Source organism: Roseovarius bejariae, assembly GCF_009669325.1.
Taxonomy (GTDB): Bacteria; Pseudomonadota; Alphaproteobacteria; order Rhodobacterales; family Rhodobacteraceae; genus Roseovarius; species Roseovarius bejariae.
The window spans coordinates 2656159-2674678 of record NZ_SZWE01000001.1 but is presented as its reverse complement, the minus strand read 5'-3'; the positions used below and the strand labels follow the sequence as shown (position 1 = coordinate 2674678).

Genomic DNA, 18520 nt, shown 5'->3' with positions numbered 1-18520 from the left:
ACATCAGCGACCTGTGTGAATGTCATGTAAATATATGCAATCAATGGAAAAAACAGCGACAAGAGGGTTAACTTCAAAACCCGGTCGCTGGCAAAGGCCCATGGCCAAAACTTGGCCATGAGCGCCGTCAACACCAACGTCGCCCCGGCGAGCCCCCCCCAAGGGCTCTGCCCAGTTCGAGGCGTCCGAATTCACTACGATAACGGCCTCACGCAACCCCAAAAGGCCCAGTGAAATCAGTATGATCCATGGGAGATGCCCACAGAGCGCGATCACCGACAACCCCATCGTCATTCCCATCGCGGTCAATCCGTAAAAGCCAATCGCACTCCATCCCGTGGCATCGCCCAAAGCCAGCCAGCCAAAGCTGATGATCGCCAGAGCCGCCACGACATCCAGATCGCCATGGTCATCCTGCCCCGGCGCCTGAACCTTGGCCCAGGCATGCGACAACAGGACCAAGGCAGGCAGCAGAGCGTTTTGTGGCGCGGTCACGGCCAACACCAAAAACATCGCCACCACGTAAACCCGGCAGGCATGCGCACTTAGCCCCGCGCGCGTTCCGACCAGCCGAAAGCCTACAATCGCGATCAGGAAAAGCACCGCGAAAACAACCAGTTCCACAAGGTTGCTATCGACATGCACCGACAGGAAAACCAACAGGCCAAGCGGCAGGAACAGGTTGTCGAACCCGCGCCAGCTTTGCGCCTCGACCAACGAGGCAAAGCCGGTAACCATCACGGACAGCGCAAGGATGTTCCCCGGCGGCAGGTCGACCAGAAACATCAGGCAGATGATCGACAAAAGCAGCGTCACAAGGGAAAATGCTACCGTGCCCTCAACGCTCTTGTAGCCCTCCTCGACCCGGTAAAGCCGCGTGGCATATCGTGTACCAACAAGCGCGGCGGCGGCATCGGCCAGCGTCAGCACCGCGAGCGGCAACACATAAAGAAGCGCATCACCATTGGCAAAGAAGAAACACAGCCCCACCGAGGCCGCCAACAGGACATCCCCGTAGGACCGGCGCTCAACCCCATGCAGCGCCCCGCCGATCCCATTGGCAAAGCGCGGCAGGCGCAGCAGCAGCATCACGGCCAGCGTCAGTCCGATCAGCATGTAAACAGGCCAGCGCTCCGGGAACAGCCAGGGCAGGGTCAGCGCATACAGCCCGGTGCCCACATGCACCAGTTTCCTCTGCACCTCGGAGCCAAGGCCCATGGCACGTGCTCCCTTGCGGACAAGCGCCATCAGCCCCAGCAACACGGCAACCGAAGCGACCGCCAAACCGATTTGCACCGCCACGCTCACCCGCGCACCTCTTCCACAACGAAATCGGAATAGAAAAACGCCATGTCCTGTGCCTTCAGGCGATCCTCAAGGTCGCTCAAGCTTTCGACCCGGTCGGCATAAACCTTGGGCACCCGGCGCGGCGCCATCATGTTCCAATAAACCAGCCGCGCCCCCGGTGCCGATGCCCCGAGGATCGTACCGTAAACCTGCGCAAACACATCCGGTGACATGTATTCGAAAATATCCGAAAGGTTGAACCCATGCGCCTTTTCCCCCGTTGAAACAAAGGCTTCCAACGATCCGGGCCGAATGTCCAACCGGCCCAGCCTGTCGCGGATCACCTCGAAGTGCTCTTCCCGCCACGCCATCGGCAACGCCGGACCATGGGTGCCTGTCATGATCCAGTGCAGGTATGGGTTTTGCGACGGGTCGGTCCCAACCCCGGCATGGCGCAACCGCCGCGCCACATGCTGTGCCGGGCTGCCCTCCACATGGTCGAAAAACGCCTTGTCACGGCCCATCCGCCCCATGACGAAACGCGAGAAAAAGACCCGCATCAACAGCCGCCAACGCCATGTGTTAAAGCGTTTGTCAAAAAATTCTTCCCGCGCCTCGGGGTCGCGCGGCTCGAATATCGCCGCGATGGTCCGGCGCGAATGAACAAGCGGTAAAAGCCAGCGGCGGAAGATGCGGAAATAGCGTTCGAATTTACCCACACCACCAAGCCCATGCGCCTCGACTTCGGGTGCAAGATCCTCCCAAAAGGCGCGTGTTTCCGCATCCAAACCCTCACAAGCCCGCGCCAGAAGCGCGCCGCGCCGCGCACTTGGCCGCGATCCCATGAGTTCCAGAAACTCCGCGTGCGACAACGCCCGATAGGCCCCGATCCGCACCCGCAAACAGGCGATCTGCGCCGGGGAGAGGTCCACCACCACCACCTTCGCGGGGTCCAGCGTCAGCATGGCCAGTGCATTATCCCCCGCCGAGCAAATCGAAACCAGCGTCTGGCCCGCTTGTTCCCCCAAGCCTTGGGTCAACACATCGGCATCTTCCCAGAGTTGCGCATAGCGGATGTGGTCAAACGCGGCGCGGCTTTCGATCTCACTTCCCGTCATCAACGCGCTCCACTTCGCCCGTGGCCCCGTTGACGGCCAATGTCTCACCGTCCTCGATCCACTGCGTCGCGCCCTTCAGGCCGACAACACATGGAATGCCCAACTCCCGCGCCACGATCGCCGAGTGCGACAAAAGCGAGCCGCGCTCAACCACGATGGCCGAAGCATTGGAAAACACCGCGATCCAGCCGGGGTCGGTATGCCGCGCAACCAGAATATCGCCCGGCTCCAGCGCCTCGGTGCGCGGATCGCGGATCACCCGCGCCCTGGCCCGCACCTGCCCCGCCGAACAGCCCGTGCCGGTTTTGCGACGGCTGTCGTCGCGCGGGCCCTCGTCCTCCTGCCAGTGGGGCAGGATCGCAGGCCCTCGTACCTCGATCCGCTCGGGCGGATCGGGCCGCCCGCTTGATGCCGCGTCCTCGGCCTGCCGCATTGCCACGATGCCCTTCAAATCCGGCGACAGGTTGAACCCCTCGACGGCACCCAGAACCTCCTGCGTGGTCAGGTGAAACACGTCACGCGGCGCGGCCAGGTGCCCGCGTGCTGTCAACTCGCGGCCAATCCCCAGAAACACCCGCCGCGCATGGCCGAAAATCCGTGTGCGTTCGAACCTCAGGTTCTCGCGGTCGCGCACCCGCGCCTTGGTCCAGCCGATGATCCACCGCGCCAGAACGCGCTTCACCGGCTTACCCGCGAAAAGCGCCTGCCAATCCGGCTCCCGCACCGCGTGCTTGGCCCCCTCCGCACGCCCGGCCGAGGCCGCAACCGCCGCCAAAAGGCTACTGGGGTCCTCGCTCAGGGGGATGCTTTCCAGCTTCAACTCCTCGGTGCAGCGATCGCCGAACCGCTCCAGATACGCCTCAACCTCGGCGCGGATCTCCGGCGCATCCTCCAGCGCCGCCATGCCCTTCGCCCGCAATGCCTCGGCCAGCCCGGCCTGCCGCACCATCGCGCCCATCTTGGCGATCCGTTGTGCAGGCTCGGCCGAGACGATATCCCCCTGCCCGATCATCACGTCGTTATGAAGCTGTAGCCCCGCCTCGCCCAGCCATTTTTCCATCACCTTGCGCGAGGCCCCGAAGGCCATCATGCACAGGAAATCATTGACTAGGGGCGCATCCCAACGGTCCAAAAGTGTACTTTCAATCCGCCGGTATTCGCGCGCCAATTCACTGGCATTGGCCGTGGCAATTTCCAGATCGCCCTCCAACGCCGCATTCAACCGCGCATAGAAATCTCGCCGGGTGCGCGGCAACCGAATAGCCTGCCACAAAAGCCCCGCGCCAACACGCCCCAGATTGGCGTATTCCCGCACCCGCGCCAGCCCCGTGGCCGGCGGCGGCCCGATGGCATCGGTCACCTCGCGCGGCATCGGCTCGGACACCCCCATCATGGTTTCCATGTGGTCGCGGTTCAGGGCAAACCCCGGCAACAGCGCCAGTGCGCGATACCAGTTCACAAGGTTGTAATAGACCCGCCCATCGACACGCCCCAGCATGTTGTCGAAGACGGCGGCATTCTCGGCCACAACCGCCATGCGGACCCCTAAAAGCCGCACGAAAGCGCGATAGACCCGGGCATAAACATGCAGGGCAAAGGAGTAGGTCAGCGGGCTGACCATCCCCGGATAACTTTCGACGATGTTGGAATTGTCGAAAATGGTCAGGGTCTTGTCGGGCTGTGCTGCAGGCAAAAGCGCCGTGGTGATGGGCCGCGCTTGCAGGATATGCAGGCCCTCCGCATCCATCGCCCATTCGATATCCTGCGGGTGGCCAAAACCCGCCTCGGTCCGCCGCGCCAGATCGGCCACCGCGCGGGCCTCCTCCGCGTTCAGGGCTTGCGGTGCATCGGGGGCGGTCACCACCTGCCCCGCACCATCCAAGGCCCAATTCTCGCCATCCGCCTCGCCCGAAACCAAGCGCTCCCCGAGCCCTTGGATGGCCGAGATCACGACACGCCCGCGCTGCCCGCTCACCGGATCCGCCGAAAAGGCGACACCCGAGGCGCGGGCGTCCACCATCCGTTGCACGATCACCGCCGGGGCCTCCGCCCCGTCGCCCGTGGTCTTGGCGCGGTAGGTCTCCACCGTGTCACAAAACCCCGATTGCCAGACCTTTTTGGCTGCCGCCAAAATCTCACCCGCTTCGACATTCAACACCGTATCGAACTGCCCGGCATGGCTATGCTCGGCCCCATCCTCGGCGCGCCCCGAACTGCGCACCGCATAAGGCCCCGCGCCCAAATCTGCCAAGGCGCGCGTGACTTCGGCCTTCAGGCCCTTCCCCATCACAGGCCCAGTTTTCCCGTGGTCAAAGGCATCGGCCAAGATCACGAAAAACGCGGGCGGGGCAAACCCTTCGCGCGCCAGTCGCGACAGCGCCGCCGCCTTGCCACCCACCACTTCCGCGTCCTTCGCCTGATCCGAAGTCAAAACAAATCTCATTCAAACCACCCGATGACAAAGGGCAGGAACCCCGCCGTTGCATAACAGAAAAACACCCAAAGCCCGGCCACGGTATCCATCCGCGCCTGCGCCTTGGCCGTGGGGGTCGCGCGATACCGCCAAGCCGACCAAAGGCAGGCCAAAAGCGCCACAGCCGCCAAACCCACCGTGACCCATCCAACGCCAGTGGCAAACCCCGTGCCCACCAACAACGCGGCCGACAGTACAACACAGCCCATCCAGATCAGCGCCGCCCGCCCCGGCCCCCAAAGGCCCGAATAGGTCTCGACCCCCACAATCTCGTTCTCCGGCGCCCACAGCTTCCGACCGATCTCCAGCACACAGCCATTCACGAACGAGAGCGCCAGAAACAGCCAAAGCTGCGGCGCGGCCCCGCCGCCGGGCACCCACTCCAACCCTGTCAACAGCAGGTCGATCAGCGGCATGATCATCATGTGGCTCAGAAGGTATAAAACCGCCCGCGCCTTGAGCCACTCCGGCGCGCCGAACTCCAGTGTCATCGCCGCCAGCCACAGCCAGACCAGCGCCAACAGCCACAAGGCGGGCGGATGCCACAGCCACACCGCCCCCGCCGCCAAGGGCAACGTCGCCGCCCCAAGCCACAAGACCGTGCTCTGCGCGATCAGTCCGCGCGGAATGGGCCGTTCGGGGCGATAAAGCCGGTCATCCTCGGCGTCCTTCCACTCGTCACAAACCCGCATCTGGAAAAACAGCGCCATGGCCACCACGAACCCGGCCACGAAGGCGGGCCAGCCGGGCAAATCCCGCCCTGCCAGTTGCGACGAAACACAGATGCTCGCCGCCGAAAACACCGCCAGCAAGGGCGCGGTCTTCTTCAAGGGAAAGCGTTGGGCCTGATAGGTCCAAAGGGCTGCTGCGAAACTCATCTGTGCCGCGCCAGATTTTCATGCGCGCGGGTGAAATCGCCCGCCGAAATCGCCGCAACAATGGAAATCTCGCCGCACAGGCAGGTGGCCGCCGCGATCTCGGCCAGGGCCGCACCATGGCCCGCACCCTTCAATCCAAGGATATTCAGCGCCGCCGACTGGCTGGGCAATCCGGTGCCGCCGCCGACCGATCCCACAAGGATATTCGGCATGGTCACCGAAACATATAAATCCTCGCCCCGTGGCTCCATCCGCGTGACCCCCATGGCGCTTTCGGCGACACAGGCCGCATCCTGCCCGGTGGCGATGTAAAGCGCGGCCAAGCCGTTGGCATAATGCGCCTGCGCCCCCAATTGCCCCGACAGAAGCGAGCCCAAATTCGCCACCCGCCCATAGGCCAGCATGTCTTCGACCGTGGTGCCAAGCACCTGCTCCACCACCTCGCGGGGCAAGATGACCGAGGCACTTACCTTCCGGCCCCTCCCCGTGACCATGCCAAGCGCCGAGGCTTTCTTGTCGCCCGAGAAATTCCCCTCGATATACCACGCCTCGATCGGTACGGGGCAGGCTTCGGCAATGCGTTGGCACAGGGCATCCGTGGCAATCGTCACCATGTTCTGCCCCGCTGCATCCCCGGTGGTATAGCGGCAGATCAAGAAGGCGATGTTGTTGTCGATGAACGGCTCCAGCGACACCAGTTTGCCATGCCGCGTCGTGGCCTCTGCCGCCGCCTGCAAATCCTCGACATTGCGCACCACCCATTCCACGAACTGCCCGGCGCTCAGCAGGTCTTTCATCACGAAGGCAGGCGTGCGAATGACGCCCTCGTACAAAACGGCGGTGCTGATTCCGCCCGCCTTCGTGGCCGCCGCCGCCCCCCGCGCATATGAGGCCACCAAAGCCGCCTCGCTGGTGGCCAGCGGCACGTGATAATCGCCGTTGGCATTCATCCCCGTCAGGCGCAGCGGCCCGATGATCCCCACCGGCAGTTTCACCGTGCCGATGAAATTCTCGATATTGGCGCTGTATTGCTCCGCCTGCGCCATCGTCACCGGATCGGCCAGTTCTGCCTGATCCGCAGCGCAGGCCGTGGGCCTCAACCGCGCCCAGTATTTTTCAACCGTCGCCTGACTGATCTTGCGCATGGGCCGCAGCAGGCTGAAGGCATCGTCGTTGGGGGCCATCTTCTGCGGGGTCTTTTCCGCATCATAGCGCGCCATCACCCGGCGCAGCATCTCCGTCACATGAAAGGGAATCACCACTGAAAAGCTCCGCAAAATTGTCTGATGGACATATCAAGCCGAAGAATAAGGCCAATCAATGCTTAGCAAGCCTTCGGCTGCTTTGAAACATCCGGCAACCCCTACCCTGACAACTGCCGCAATTAAATTCAGCCCACGGGGTAGACACATTCAGCTTTCACTATATATCATTCTGCGATACTGCGGGGTGCGCGACCCCATGTTAGCCGGTACAGCTACAAAAGGCGTACCGCACCACAGGACAGGAACAGGAAACGCAAGACATGATCACCGACTTCACCCCCCTACAATCCCTGATCGGCGGTACGCTGATCGGCTTGGCCAGTGTCCTTCTGATGCTGACACTGGGCCGCGTCATGGGAGCCACCGGCATTCTGGCCGGCTTCATGCAGCCCACCTCGCCGCGCGATTGGACATGGCGCGCCGCCATTCTGGCCGGCATGGTCACAGCCCCCGCGCTGATGCTGGTCACCTCTGGCCAAATGCCCAACATCGAGGTCCCCGTGAGCACCCCGATGCTGATCGTCGGCGGCATCCTCGTGGGGATTGGCGTCACCTTCGGGTCGGGCTGCACCAGTGGCCATGGCGTCTGCGGCAATGCGCGGCTCTCGCCGCGCTCCATCGCCGCCACACTCACCTTCATGCTTTTTACGGGCATCACGGTTTACGTGCTGCGCCACGTGATCGGAGGGTAACCCAATGCTGCGTATCATCATCACCTACCTCATCGGGCTTCTCTTTGGTCTCGGCATCATGATCTCGGGCATGGCCAACCCCGCCAAGGTGCTCAATTTCTTCGACGTGGCAGGTTCCTGGGATCCCTCGCTCATCTTTGTCATGGGCGGTGCCCTTGTTGTCACCTTCATTGGCTACCGCCTGATCTTTGGTAAAGGCCCGAAGAAACCCGTCATGGACGATACCTTCCACGTCCCGCAAAACCGCACCATCGATGCCCGTCTTCTCGGCGGCTCGGCCGTCTTCGGCGTGGGCTGGGGCATCGCGGGCTTCTGCCCCGGCGCGGCCCTGCCCGCCTTGGGCGCCTTCAAACCCGAGGTCCTGATCTTCACCGCATCCCTGATCGCAGGCATTATGCTTGCCAAGGCCCTGCAAAACCTTGCCGCGCGCCACAGCGCGCACGGCACATCCTGACAAACCGACAAAGGAGTCCACCCCATGACAGAGTACCCCGTCAACATGGAGATCAAGCCCAAGGTTCAGGCCTTCTTTGATGAGGCCACGAACACGATCTCCTACATCGTCAAAGATCCCTCTTCGGACAGCTGCGCCATCGTGGATTCAGTCATGGACATCGATTATGCCGCGGGCCGCATCACTTATGACCACGCCGACGAACTGATCGCGCAGGTCGAAAAACAGGGGCTCAAGCTGGAGTGGATCATCGAAACCCACGTCCACGCCGACCACCTTTCCGCCGCGCCCTATATTCAGGACAAACTGGGCGGGAAAATCGGCATCGGCTCCAATATCCTCGTGGTGCAGGATACCTTCGGCAAGATCTTCAATGAAGGCACCGAGTTTCAACGCGATGGATCGCAGTTCGACGCCCTGTTCGAAGATGGCGATACCTACATGATCGGCAACATGCAGGCCTTCGCCATCTATACCCCCGGCCACACCCCCGCCTGCATGACCCACGTCATGGGCGATGCGGCCTTCGTGGGCGATACGCTGTTCATGCCCGATGGCGGCTCGGCCCGGGCCGATTTCCCCGGCGGCGACGCGGGCACACTGTACGACAGCATCCAGAAGGTGCTGGCCCTGCCCGACGCCATGCGCCTTTTCATGTGCCACGATTACGGCCCCAACGGGCGTGACATCGCGTGGGAAACCACCGTGGCCGAAGAGAAAGAGCACAACATCCACGTCGGCGGCGGCAAGACCCGCGAGGAATTCATCAAGTTCCGCACCGAACGCGATGCCACGCTGGCCATGCCACGCCTGATCATCCCGTCGCTGCAAGTGAACATGCGGGCAGGCGACGTGCCCTCGGATGATGACGGCAACCCGATGCTCAAGGTGCCGGTCAACAAGCTCTGATTCCGCCCGTTTTCAAGCATGACAGGTGCAGGTCCCGCCCTGCGCCCGTCTTCCCTTTTCCCGAAAGGTCCCGCCCATGCCCCGCACGCTCGCCCGCTACCTGCCCATCCTGACATGGGCTCGCAGCTACACCCGCGAGACCTTCTCGCAGGACATGGTTGCGGCCGTGATCGTGACGATCATGCTGATCCCGCAATCGCTGGCCTATGCGCTTCTGGCCGGGTTGCCACCCGAGGCGGGGCTTTACGCCTCGATCCTGCCGATCGTGCTCTACGCGCTATTCGGCACCTCCACCGTTCTGGCCGTGGGGCCGGTGGCCGTGGTCTCGCTGATGACCGCCGCCGCCATTGGCGAGGTCGCGGCCCAAGGCACCGCAGGTTATGCCACGGCGGCCCTGACTCTCGCGGGGCTGTCGGGGGCCATCCTTCTGGGCCTCGGCCTGTTGCGCTTGGGGTTTCTCGCGAACTTCCTGTCGCATCCGGTGATCGCCGGGTTCATCAACGCCAGCGGCATCCTCATCGCGCTCAGCCAGATGGGCCATATCCTCGGCATAAAGACCTCGGGCCATACCCTGACCCACCTGCTCCATAGCCTCTGGAGCGGCTTGGGCACCTTCAACTTGATCACCCTGCTGATCGGCGGCTCGGCTGCGGCATTCCTTTTCTGGGTCCGAAAGGGCCTCAAACCGCTTCTGCTCAACCTCGGCCTCGGCCCCCGCCTCGCGGATGTGCTGACCAAGGCAGGCCCCGTCGCCGCCGTTGTCGTCACCACGGCACTTGCAGGGGTCTTGCGGCTTGACACTCAGGGCGTGGCAATCGTCGGCACCGTGCCGCAATCCCTGCCGCCCTTCACCCTGCCCGACACCTCGCTTGACCTGATCAAGGCGCTGATCCTGCCTGCCGTGCTGATCTCGATCATCGGCTTCGTGGAATCGATCTCGGTCGCGCAAACGCTCGCCGCCAAGAGACGCCAACGCATTGACCCCAATCAGGAACTCATCGGCTTGGGTGCCGCCAACCTCGGGGCGGCGATCTCGGGCGGATATCCCGTCACCGGCGGTTTCTCGCGCTCGGTCGTCAACTTCGACGCGGGCGCCGCCACCCCCGCGGCCGGGGCCTTCACCGCCGTGGGGCTGGCCATCGCGGCCCTCGCCCTCACCCCGCTCATCTACTTCCTGCCCAAGGCCACGCTGGCCGCCACCATCATCGTCGCCGTGCTCAGCCTCGTGGACCTGTCGATCCTGAAACGCGCGTGGGCCTATTCCGGCGCGGATTTCGCGGCGATCCTGACGACCATCCTCCTGACCCTCGGGTTCGGCGTGGAAATCGGCGTTTCGGCGGGGGTGATCCTGTCCATCGCCCTGCACCTCAACAAAACCTCGAAGCCCCACGTGGCCGAGGTGGGCCTTGTCCCGGGAACCGAACATTTCCGCAACATCAAGCGCCACAGCGTCACCACCTGCCCAAGCGTCGTCACCCTGCGGGTGGATGAAAGCCTCTACTTCGCCAACGCCCGGTTCCTCGAAGATTACATCGCCGACCGCATCACCGAGGATTGCGCCGTCAAACACGTCATCCTGCAATTTACCGCGGTGAACGAGGTGGACATGTCTGCGCTTGAAAGCCTTGAAGCCATCAATACCCGCCTCAAGGCCATGGGCGTCAAACTGCACCTGTCCGAGGTCAAAGGCCCGGTCATGGACCGCCTGCAACGTAGCCATTTCCTGCAAGAGATGGGTGGCACCGTCTACCTGTCGCAATATGAGGCATGGCAGGCCCTGCGCGACACCTAAACCACCGGCGCAGGCAGACCTTCGATCATAACATTCACGCAGGCGGGTTTGCCACTCGCCACGGCCCGCTCCAGGGCGGGCCGCAAATCCGCCGCATGTGTCACGAACTCGCCATGCGCTCCCATGGCCTCGGCGGCCAAGTCATACCGCGCCGCCGTCAACCCACAGCCCGAAAGCCGCTCCTCGCCATAATCGCGCAACTGGATCTGATGCTCGGCGTTCCATCGCTGGTCATTGCCGATCACCATGACGAACGGCAGACCGTGCCGCGCGGCGGTCTCGAACTCCGCGAAATGAAACCCGATGGATCCATCCCCCGACAGCGCGAAAACAGTCGCCCCGGGCCGCGCCACATGCGCCGCCATGGCATAGGGCAACCCAGCCCCGATCGCGCCCGACACGCCGTTGATCACCCGCGCCGTGCCACGGGTCAGGGCCTGTGCCCATTGCCCGAACTCCCCGCCGTCGCAAATGACAACGCTTTCGTCACAGCCCGCCACGCACTCCTGCACCGCCGCGCATAACGTGGCCGAGGTCAGGCCATCGCCCGTCCCGTCAGGCCGGATTGACACCAATCGCGCCGCCTCGGCCTGCCAGTCATCCCGCACTTGCGCCACAGGCCCGTCGCACAAGGCCCGCGCCATGCCCAGTGCCGGGGTCACGACCCCGGCCCGGTGCCGCACGCCAAGGTTTCCCGCCGCCATCGCATGATCGGCTTCATCGGCACTCACCGTGATCCATCCGGCCTCCCCGGCCCCGAAGCCAAGGGTGAAATCCACCCGCTTGCCAAGGCACAACACCAGATCGGCCCGCGCCACCACCTCGCCAATCCGCCCCATGGCCGGATCGCGCAGGCCCCTCGGGCTTTCCATGGCGAAAACCGGCGCGTTCAACGCCGCGGACAATTCATCGCACAGCCCGGGGTGCCGCGTTGGCGTCAGGGATGGCCCCAACAACACCAAGGGCCGCTCGGCCTCCGCCACAAGGGTTCTGACCGCCTCAACATCCTCCGGCGCAGATCTGTCTTCGGTGAGTTCGACCACAGGCACGGCCCCATCAGCCGCGCCCTTGACCACATCGAACGGCAACGCAAGGTGCACCGGCCCCGGTTGCCCCGCCCTGGCACACGCCATGGCCCGCGCCACATCGGCCCCAAGGCCATCCGGCGCCTCGGCCCGGAACGACCATTTCGTGACCGCCTGCGTGATTGCCACCTGATCCATTTCCTGAAAGGCCCCGGTGCCGTCCTGCCCTCGCGGGCTATCCCCCGACAGCAACAACAGGGCCGTGTCCGACGCCCGCGCCGAGGCCACCGCCCCGACACTATTGGCCAGACCGCCCCCGGCGGTGACAAGCGCCACGCCGACCTGCCCGGTCAGTTGCGCATAGGCTTCGGCCATGAACACCGTCGCCCCCTCGTGCCGGGTGTGGATCAACTCGATCCCGGCCTCCAGACAGGCATCGAAAATCGGCATGATCTGGTTCCCCGACAGGGCAAAGATACGCGTCACCCCCGCCGAGGCCAACGTTTGCACAAGACTGTCCGCACCACGCATCGCCTTACCCCGCATCCTTGGCGGCACGACGCCCTTCGCGCGTCGCGTTCACACCCATGCGGATGATCGCAAAAATGGTGATTGCCGTTACAGACCAGAAGAACCACGTGATCGGCCCCCGGAACAGTATCTTCCAATCGCTGCCCGACATCAGCATCGCCTGCCGGAAATTATCCTCCAACAGCGGCCCGAGGATGAAAGCGATCAGGAACGGCGCGGCCGGAATGCGCCAACGCATCATCGCATAGCCGACCCAGCCCATGGCGAACATCACGCCGACGTCGAAGATATTGTTGTTCACCGCGAAGACACCATAGATGCACAGCACCAGAACCCCCGGGATCAACAGCCGCTTGGGAATGTCGGCGACGTATTTGAACCCCTTGATCGCCACCGAGCCGATGAAAAACAGGCAAACCGAACTGACGATCAACCCGATGAACAGCCCGTAAATCAGATCGACGTTGAGGATGAACATCATCGGCCCCGGCTGAAGCCCGTGGATCATGAAGGCCCCGATGATGATCGCGGTGATCACGTCCCCCGGCACACCAAGCGCCAGAAGCGGGATAAGCGTCGCTCCCGCAACCCCGTTGTTACCGGCTTCCGAGGCGGCCACGCCCTCGACCTCGCCCTTGCCGAAATTCGCCTTGTCCTTGGATTTGCGCCGCGCCTCGGAATAACTCAGGAAGGCCGAGGGCGCCGCCCCGATCCCGGGGATCGAGCCAAGGAAAACGCCGATCAGACTGCCGCGCACAATCGAGCGGAAACTCTTCTTGTAATCGGCGAAACTGACCCAGTTGTTGCCAAGCGACCGCGCCTTCCCCAGATGCGCCGTCGGGTGCCAGACCATCGCCAGAACCTCGGGAATGGCGAACAACCCGATCAGCACGGCGATGAAGTTCAAACCGCCCATCATGTTCGGATCACCAAAGGTAAAGCGGTTCGTGCCATAGACCAGATCAAGCCCCACCGTGGCCAGCAAAAGCCCCAGAATGGCCGACAGCGCCCCACGCAACAGGCTTTCGCCCGACACGCCCGCGATAATCGTCAGCGAGAACAGGATCAGGGTGAAAAACTCGGGCGGCCCGAAACTCAGCGCGAAAGAGGCCAGCCACCCGGCAAAGACAATCAACGCGAGGTTTGAAATCAGGTCCGCCGTGCAGGACGCCCAAAGCGCCATGCCCAACGCGCGCCCCGCCTCGCCCTTCTCGGCCATGGGATAGCCATCAAGGATCGTGGCCGAGGAGGCAGGCGTGCCCGGTGTCTTGATCAGGATCGCCGGGATCGACCCACCGAAAATCCCGCCCTTGTAGACCCCGAGCAACAAAAGAATGCCGGTGATCGGCTGCATCGCGAAGGTGAACGGCAGGGTCAGGGCCACGGCCATGGTGGCCGACATCCCCGGAATCGCCCCGCCGATGACACCGATGGCCACCCCCCCGGCCAGCGCCAGAAAGGATTCAAAGTTGGCGACCAGGGAAAGCCCCGCCATCAGGCTATCGACAAAACTCATGGCAGCCTCACAAAATGACCCTGCGGGATCGCCACACCCGCGACATGCGCGAAAAAGGCATAAAGCGCCAATGGGATGACAACGGCACAGACGACCGCCAGTTTCGGATGGCGTGTTTTGACCAGAAAGGCAGTCAGCGCAAAGCACAGCATCGACGTCCAGACCATGCCAAGCCGCGGCAGCAGGTACATCGTCATCACCATGATCAAGGCCATGCCCAACAGGCGGCCCAAGGCCCCCGGACCTTCTTCGGGGTCGGTCGGGCGGTCATGGGCGATAACCGGCATCCGCAAACCGGATGCAATCAGGCCCAAACCGGCCACCCCGGTACACCCGGCCAGCACATAGGGCCAGAACAGCGGTGACAGGATGATGTTCTTGATGTTGCTGGGTGCCGCGACCCATTGCGGTATCGCTAGGAAAATCAGCAGGCCCGAGGCAACACAGGCCCCGACTCCAAGCTGCAAATGCAGACGACGTTCGCTCACCAACCCCTCCCTTGTCGGTTATACGCCGGGCCATGACAGGCCCGGCGCTTCGTCATGTCAAGATTGTGGTCGCGGGATCACCCTTCGATCCGCATCCCCAACTCGTCCACCAAGGCGCGGAAGGTCTCGTATTGCGTCTGGATAAACTCATTGGCCTCCACCGGGTCCATCAGGCGAATGACCGAGCCGCGCGCCGTCATCTTCTCAAGGAAGCCTTCGTCGGCGGTGGCCTCTGCCATCCACTCGCCCCACTTGGCCGCCACGTCATCGGGCAGGCCATCGGGCCCGGCAATCCCGGTCCAGCCGACAAGCTGATGCAGCGCGGGCTTGTCCAGATCCGCCGCCGTCGGCGCATCGAACCCCGGCACCGGATCGGCCGTGGTCACGAGGATCGGGTTCAACTGATCGTTGGCCACGAAACTCGCCAAGGCCGAGGAGTTGGTGCAGATGAAGGTTGCCGTTCCGTTCAGAACTGCGGTCGCCGCGGCCCCACCGCCCTTGAGCGGAATATGCGTGGCCGCTTCGAGCGGGTTCTCGATCCCGAACTCGCGCAAGACCATGGCCCCCGCCAGATGCAGCAGCGACCCGACCCCGGAAGAGCTATAGGTGACGCCGCCTTCTTTCACCTTGGCGATCAGGTCATCCATGCTCTCGATCCCCGACGAAGGGTTCACCGCACAGGCCACCGGGTTGATCTCGTAAACGGTCACGAACCGGAAATCATCCAGCGTATAAGGCAGGGTCGCCTTCATCGCCGGGCTCACCGAATGCGAGCCGACCCGTGCGAACAGCATGGTATAGCCGTCGGGCTGCGCGTTCTGCACCGTCACCGATCCCGTGGCCCCGCCCGCGCCGGTCACATTGGCCATGACCAAAGGCTTGCCCACGGCATTGCCCAAGGGCTCGGCAATCGTACGCGCGGAAATATCCGTCGCCCCGCCCGCACCATATGGAATCACCATGTTGATCGGGCGCTCGGGATATTCTGCAAAAGCCGCCGTTGCCGTCAGCCCGGCAGCCATGGCTCCGGCCGCTAGGATTGATTTGAATGTCATGTCGTCCTCCCAGTTTTCTCATCTGTTGGTCCGGGCCAAAGTCTTACGCTTTTCTTGTGCCCTTGACTTCGTATATCGTTAAGGTGAACTTAATAGAAGTAATAATCACTTACCAAAACAGTTAGCACAGCTAACACAAGGAGTCAGCACTTGTCGATCCGTATGCTGCGCACCCTGATCGCCGTGGACGAACACAAAACCTTCAGCGCCGCCGCCGAAGCGGTGCACGTGACCCATGCCGCCGTCAGCCAACAAATGCGCGCCCTCGAAGACGAATGGCAAATCACCCTGTTCGACCGGGCCAAACGCACCCCCGCACTCACCCCCATGGGGCGCGCCATCGTCGCCAAGGCCCGCGAAGTGGTGCGGGCTTATGACAACATCGTGCCCTCGGTCATCAGCGCGGATGCCCTTCAAGGGGATATCTCCCTCGGTGCGGTGCCCACCACCCTGACAGGGCTGGTTCCCGTGGCAATGTCCCGGCTCAAACACGCCTTCCCAGAATTGCACGTACAGGTCCATCCGGGCCTGACCACGCCACTCATGTCACAGATCGAACGCGGCACACTCGATGTTGCCCTCGTCTCGCGCCCGCCGGTCATCCCACCCGCATTCGATTATCGTCACATTGCCGACGAACCCCTGCAATTGCTGGCCGCCAAAGGCACCACCTGTGACGACCCGCTCGAATTGCTGGCTTCCCGCCCCTTCATCCGATTCAACCGCGATGCCGTGGTCGGGCAAATGATCGAAGGCTGGCTTCAGGGCAAAGGCATCCGGGTGCAGGAAAGCATGGAACTCGACGGGTTAGAGGCGATCTCAAGCATGGTTTACGCAAACCTCGGCGTCTCCATCGTCCCGTCAAGCTGCGTCCCTCCGCACAATCCGATCCCGATCGAACGCATTCCCCTCGGCTCGGATGCCCCTGTCCGCCAACTCGGCCTCGTCTACCGCCGAGACAGCCTCCGCCTGCGCGTTCTGGAAGAGATCGAAACGGTCCTGCTCGATAGTGCGGGCACCGACATGCCGGGGCCCGAAAGACACCAAACCGGGGGGGCGTAATGTCAACCGAAACGATCCTCATGGTCACCCTCGGCGCCGCCGCGGGGGGCTTCATCAACGGGCTGGCAGGCTTCGGCACGGCCCTTTTCGCCCTTGGTTTCTTTCTCAACGTCATGACCCCGCCACAGGCGGTGGCCATCGTCGTGGTGCTTTCGGTCACCAGCGGGCTGCAAGGCCTCTGGATCGTCCGGCACGCCATATGGGATCAACCCCGGCGCATGATCCGGTTCATGGGGCCGGGGGTGGTCGGCATTCCGCTCGGCATCGCAGCGCTCGCCGTGATCGACGCGGCCAGCCTGAAACTGGTCATTGCGTCCTTCCTGCTGATTTATGGCGGGTTCTTCACCCTGCGCCGGGCCCTGCCCAAGTTTGACCGCCCCACCCCGATGATCGACATGATCGTCGGCTTTGCCGGGGGCGTGCTTGGCGGCGCAGCCTCGCTTTCGGGCGCATTGCCCACCATGTGGTGTTCCATGCGGCCATGGCCCAAGGCCGAAACCCGCGCCGTGCTGCAACCCTTCAACGTGGTGATCCTCGGCCTGACCGCGCTGATGCTCTGGTGGCAGGGGGTCTATACGCGCGATGTGCTCTGGAACCTCGCCATCGCCATTCCCGGCGCACTCATCTCGGCACAGATCGGCATCAGCGTCTTCCGCCGCCTCTCCGACGATCTTTTCCGCCGCCTTCTCATTTCCATGTGCCTGCTGTCGGGCATCATCCTTATGATACGGGCCTTCACCTCATGATCGAGCATATCCAAATCCGCGTCTTCCGCGCGCCCACCCCGCGCCCCGTCGCCACCTCTTTCGGCATCATGCGCGACCGCCCTGCCGTCTTCGTTCGCCTCACCGCCAACGATGGCGCCTTCGGCTGGGGCGAGGTTTTCGCCAACTGGCCCGCCGCCGGGGCCGAACACCGCGCCAACCTCCTGATTCAGGACATCGCGCCACTGGTCCTTGGCCAGCCCTCGGACGACCCGGCCGGGCTTTGGCATCGCCTCACCCGGCAAACCCACATCCGCGCCCTGCAATGCGGCGAATGGGGGCCCTTCGCCCAGGTGCTGGCCGGTCTCGATACCGCCTGCCACGACCTTGCCGCGCGCCGCGCGGGGCTACCATTGACCCAGTCGTTGAATCCCGACGCGGCAAAATCCGTCCCGGTCTACGCCAGCGGCATCAAGATCACCGAGGCCGAGGTCGAGGTCGACAAAGCCCGAACCCAAGGGATTACCGCCTTCAAACTCAAGATCGGGTTCGACATGGAAACCGACCTTGCCGCTCTCAAAACGGTCAAAGCCGATCTGAAAGACAACGAACGCCTGTTCACCGACGCCAACCAAGCATGGGACGCCGCCACCGCCCGGCATTTCATGGAAGCGGCCCAAGACCTTGGCCTCGGCTGGCTGGAAGAGCCCATCGCCGCAGATGCGCCCAAAACCGATTGGGCCAGCCTCGCCGTGCTCAAAGCCCCGCCCCTCGCAGGCGGCGAGAACATCACCGGGACCGACGGCTTCGAGACCGCCATCGCCAACGGTCACCTCAGCTACATCCAGCCCGATGTCGCCAAATGGGGCGGGGTCACCGGCTGCTTCGATGCGGCCCAGAAGATCACCCAGGCAGGCCGCACCTACTGCCCGCATTTCCTCGGCGGCGGCGTGGGCCTTCTGGCCTCTGCCCACCTGCTCGCCGCCGCAGGTGGTGACGGCCTCTTGGAACTCGACATCAACGCCAACCCCCTGCGCGATAATCTGCTCCCCGAGGGCACTCTGCATCGGGGCACGTTCCACCTCCCGGACGCTCCCGGCCTCGGCGTCGAAACCCTGCCCGATAGCCTTTCCAAGTTCGAAACGCTGACCTTGGAGGCCAAAGCCTGATCCGGCCCCCAGCCGATTTCTTCGAAAGAAATCGGACCGAAATCTTTTCAAGATTTCGCACTCACCGCACCGCTGACCGCCAAGGCGACAGCAAGGCCTGAT

The 18520-nt window shown here is 63.3% G+C and carries 16 protein-coding genes; 7 read left to right on the top strand and 9 right to left on the bottom strand.

From position 1 onward, the window contains the following. Positions 1-3 precede the first annotated feature (3 nt). From FDP25_RS12970 to FDP25_RS12950, 5 genes are read right to left on the bottom strand one after another with little or no spacing between them, the layout of a single operon-like run. Positions 4-1308: a diacylglycerol/polyprenol kinase family protein gene (locus tag FDP25_RS12970; protein ID WP_154152405.1), complete on the bottom strand. Its 1305-nt coding sequence runs from the start codon at positions 1306-1308 to the stop codon at positions 4-6. Then, entirely contained in the window at positions 1305-2405 is a 1101-nt protein-coding gene (locus FDP25_RS12965; protein WP_154152402.1) for a BtaA family protein, read from the bottom strand. Before FDP25_RS12965 ends, FDP25_RS12970 begins: the two co-directional genes overlap by 4 nt. After that, the gene (locus FDP25_RS12960; RefSeq protein ID WP_154152399.1) at positions 2392-4848 is read right to left on the bottom strand and encodes a PEP/pyruvate-binding domain-containing protein; all 2457 of its coding nucleotides are present in this window, start codon (positions 4846-4848) and stop codon (positions 2392-2394) included. The genes FDP25_RS12965 and FDP25_RS12960 overlap by 14 nt, the downstream gene beginning before the upstream one ends. Continuing rightward, positions 4845-5756, bottom strand: a complete 912-nt coding sequence (locus FDP25_RS12955) for a UbiA family prenyltransferase (protein WP_154152396.1) — start codon at positions 5754-5756, stop codon at positions 4845-4847. Before FDP25_RS12955 ends, FDP25_RS12960 begins: the two co-directional genes overlap by 4 nt. After that, entirely contained in the window at positions 5753-7018 is a 1266-nt protein-coding gene (locus FDP25_RS12950) for a hydroxymethylglutaryl-CoA reductase (RefSeq protein WP_343032047.1), read from the bottom strand. The genes FDP25_RS12955 and FDP25_RS12950 overlap by 4 nt, the downstream gene beginning before the upstream one ends. 263 nt (positions 7019-7281) lie before the next feature. On the opposite strand from FDP25_RS12950, the gene FDP25_RS12945 reads away from it, so the two are divergent. From FDP25_RS12945 to FDP25_RS12930, 4 genes are all read left to right on the top strand, one after another. Beyond that, positions 7282-7713, top strand: a complete 432-nt coding sequence (locus tag FDP25_RS12945; protein ID WP_154152393.1) for a YeeE/YedE family protein — start codon at positions 7282-7284, stop codon at positions 7711-7713. A gap of 7 nt (positions 7714-7720) precedes the next feature. Further along, a complete protein-coding gene (locus FDP25_RS12940) occupies positions 7721-8167 on the top strand; it encodes a DUF6691 family protein (RefSeq protein WP_154153480.1) in 447 nt (148 codons plus the stop codon). A gap of 24 nt (positions 8168-8191) precedes the next feature. Further along, on the top strand, positions 8192-9076 hold the full coding sequence (locus tag FDP25_RS12935) for an MBL fold metallo-hydrolase (protein ID WP_154152390.1): 885 nt from the start codon (positions 8192-8194) through the stop codon (positions 9074-9076). A 76-nt stretch (positions 9077-9152) separates the two neighbouring features. Next, the gene (locus FDP25_RS12930; RefSeq protein WP_154152387.1) at positions 9153-10868 is read left to right on the top strand and encodes a SulP family inorganic anion transporter; all 1716 of its coding nucleotides are present in this window, start codon (positions 9153-9155) and stop codon (positions 10866-10868) included. On the opposite strand, the gene FDP25_RS12925 is transcribed toward FDP25_RS12930, so the two are convergent. From FDP25_RS12925 to FDP25_RS12910, 4 genes are all read right to left on the bottom strand, one after another. Next, positions 10865-12424 (bottom strand): thiamine pyrophosphate-binding protein, encoded by a 1560-nt coding sequence (locus FDP25_RS12925; RefSeq protein ID WP_154152384.1) that lies wholly within the window; start codon positions 12422-12424, stop codon positions 10865-10867. The genes FDP25_RS12930 and FDP25_RS12925 overlap by 4 nt on opposite strands. 4 nt (positions 12425-12428) lie before the next feature. Next, on the bottom strand, positions 12429-13940 hold the full coding sequence (locus tag FDP25_RS12920) for a tripartite tricarboxylate transporter permease (RefSeq protein ID WP_154152381.1): 1512 nt from the start codon (positions 13938-13940) through the stop codon (positions 12429-12431). Further along, on the bottom strand, positions 13937-14428 hold the full coding sequence (locus FDP25_RS12915) for a tripartite tricarboxylate transporter TctB family protein (RefSeq protein ID WP_343032046.1): 492 nt from the start codon (positions 14426-14428) through the stop codon (positions 13937-13939). The genes FDP25_RS12920 and FDP25_RS12915 overlap by 4 nt, the downstream gene beginning before the upstream one ends. Positions 14429-14505: 77 nt before the next feature. Further along, positions 14506-15483: a Bug family tripartite tricarboxylate transporter substrate binding protein gene (locus FDP25_RS12910; protein ID WP_154152378.1), complete on the bottom strand. Its 978-nt coding sequence runs from the start codon at positions 15481-15483 to the stop codon at positions 14506-14508. A gap of 150 nt (positions 15484-15633) precedes the next feature. Between FDP25_RS12910 and FDP25_RS12905 the strand changes: the two genes are divergently transcribed. From FDP25_RS12905 to FDP25_RS12895, 3 genes are read left to right on the top strand one after another with little or no spacing between them, the layout of a single operon-like run. Next, complete coding sequence (locus tag FDP25_RS12905) at positions 15634-16545, top strand: LysR family transcriptional regulator (protein ID WP_154152375.1); 912 nt, start codon at positions 15634-15636, stop codon at positions 16543-16545. Beyond that, positions 16545-17291 (top strand): sulfite exporter TauE/SafE family protein, encoded by a 747-nt coding sequence (locus FDP25_RS12900; protein ID WP_154152372.1) that lies wholly within the window; start codon positions 16545-16547, stop codon positions 17289-17291. The genes FDP25_RS12905 and FDP25_RS12900 overlap by 1 nt, the downstream gene beginning before the upstream one ends. Further along, positions 17288-18418, top strand: coding sequence for a mandelate racemase/muconate lactonizing enzyme family protein (locus FDP25_RS12895; RefSeq protein WP_154152369.1), 1131 nt, complete (start codon positions 17288-17290; stop codon positions 18416-18418). The genes FDP25_RS12900 and FDP25_RS12895 overlap by 4 nt, the downstream gene beginning before the upstream one ends. Positions 18419-18520: the final 102 nt, after the last annotated feature.

What these genes read in the sequence shown, in the direction of transcription:
- FDP25_RS12965 (WP_154152402.1), bottom strand. Translation starts at nt 2,405, where the DNA reads ATGACGGGAAGTGAGATCGAAAGCCGCGCCGCGTTTGACCACATCCGC.
- FDP25_RS12960 (WP_154152399.1), bottom strand. Translation starts at nt 4,848, where the DNA reads ATGAGATTTGTTTTGACTTCGGATCAGGCGAAGGACGCGGAAGTGGTG.
- FDP25_RS12955 (WP_154152396.1), bottom strand. Translation starts at nt 5,756, where the DNA reads ATGAGTTTCGCAGCAGCCCTTTGGACCTATCAGGCCCAACGCTTTCCC.
- FDP25_RS12945 (WP_154152393.1), top strand. Translation starts at nt 7,282, where the DNA reads ATGATCACCGACTTCACCCCCCTACAATCCCTGATCGGCGGTACGCTG.
- FDP25_RS12935 (WP_154152390.1), top strand. Translation starts at nt 8,192, where the DNA reads ATGACAGAGTACCCCGTCAACATGGAGATCAAGCCCAAGGTTCAGGCC.
- FDP25_RS12930 (WP_154152387.1), top strand. Translation starts at nt 9,153, where the DNA reads ATGCCCCGCACGCTCGCCCGCTACCTGCCCATCCTGACATGGGCTCGC.
- FDP25_RS12925 (WP_154152384.1), bottom strand. Translation starts at nt 12,424, where the DNA reads ATGCGTGGTGCGGACAGTCTTGTGCAAACGTTGGCCTCGGCGGGGGTG.
- FDP25_RS12920 (WP_154152381.1), bottom strand. Translation starts at nt 13,940, where the DNA reads ATGAGTTTTGTCGATAGCCTGATGGCGGGGCTTTCCCTGGTCGCCAAC.
- FDP25_RS12910 (WP_154152378.1), bottom strand. Translation starts at nt 15,483, where the DNA reads ATGACATTCAAATCAATCCTAGCGGCCGGAGCCATGGCTGCCGGGCTG.
- FDP25_RS12900 (WP_154152372.1), top strand. Translation starts at nt 16,545, where the DNA reads ATGTCAACCGAAACGATCCTCATGGTCACCCTCGGCGCCGCCGCGGGG.
- FDP25_RS12895 (WP_154152369.1), top strand. Translation starts at nt 17,288, where the DNA reads ATGATCGAGCATATCCAAATCCGCGTCTTCCGCGCGCCCACCCCGCGC.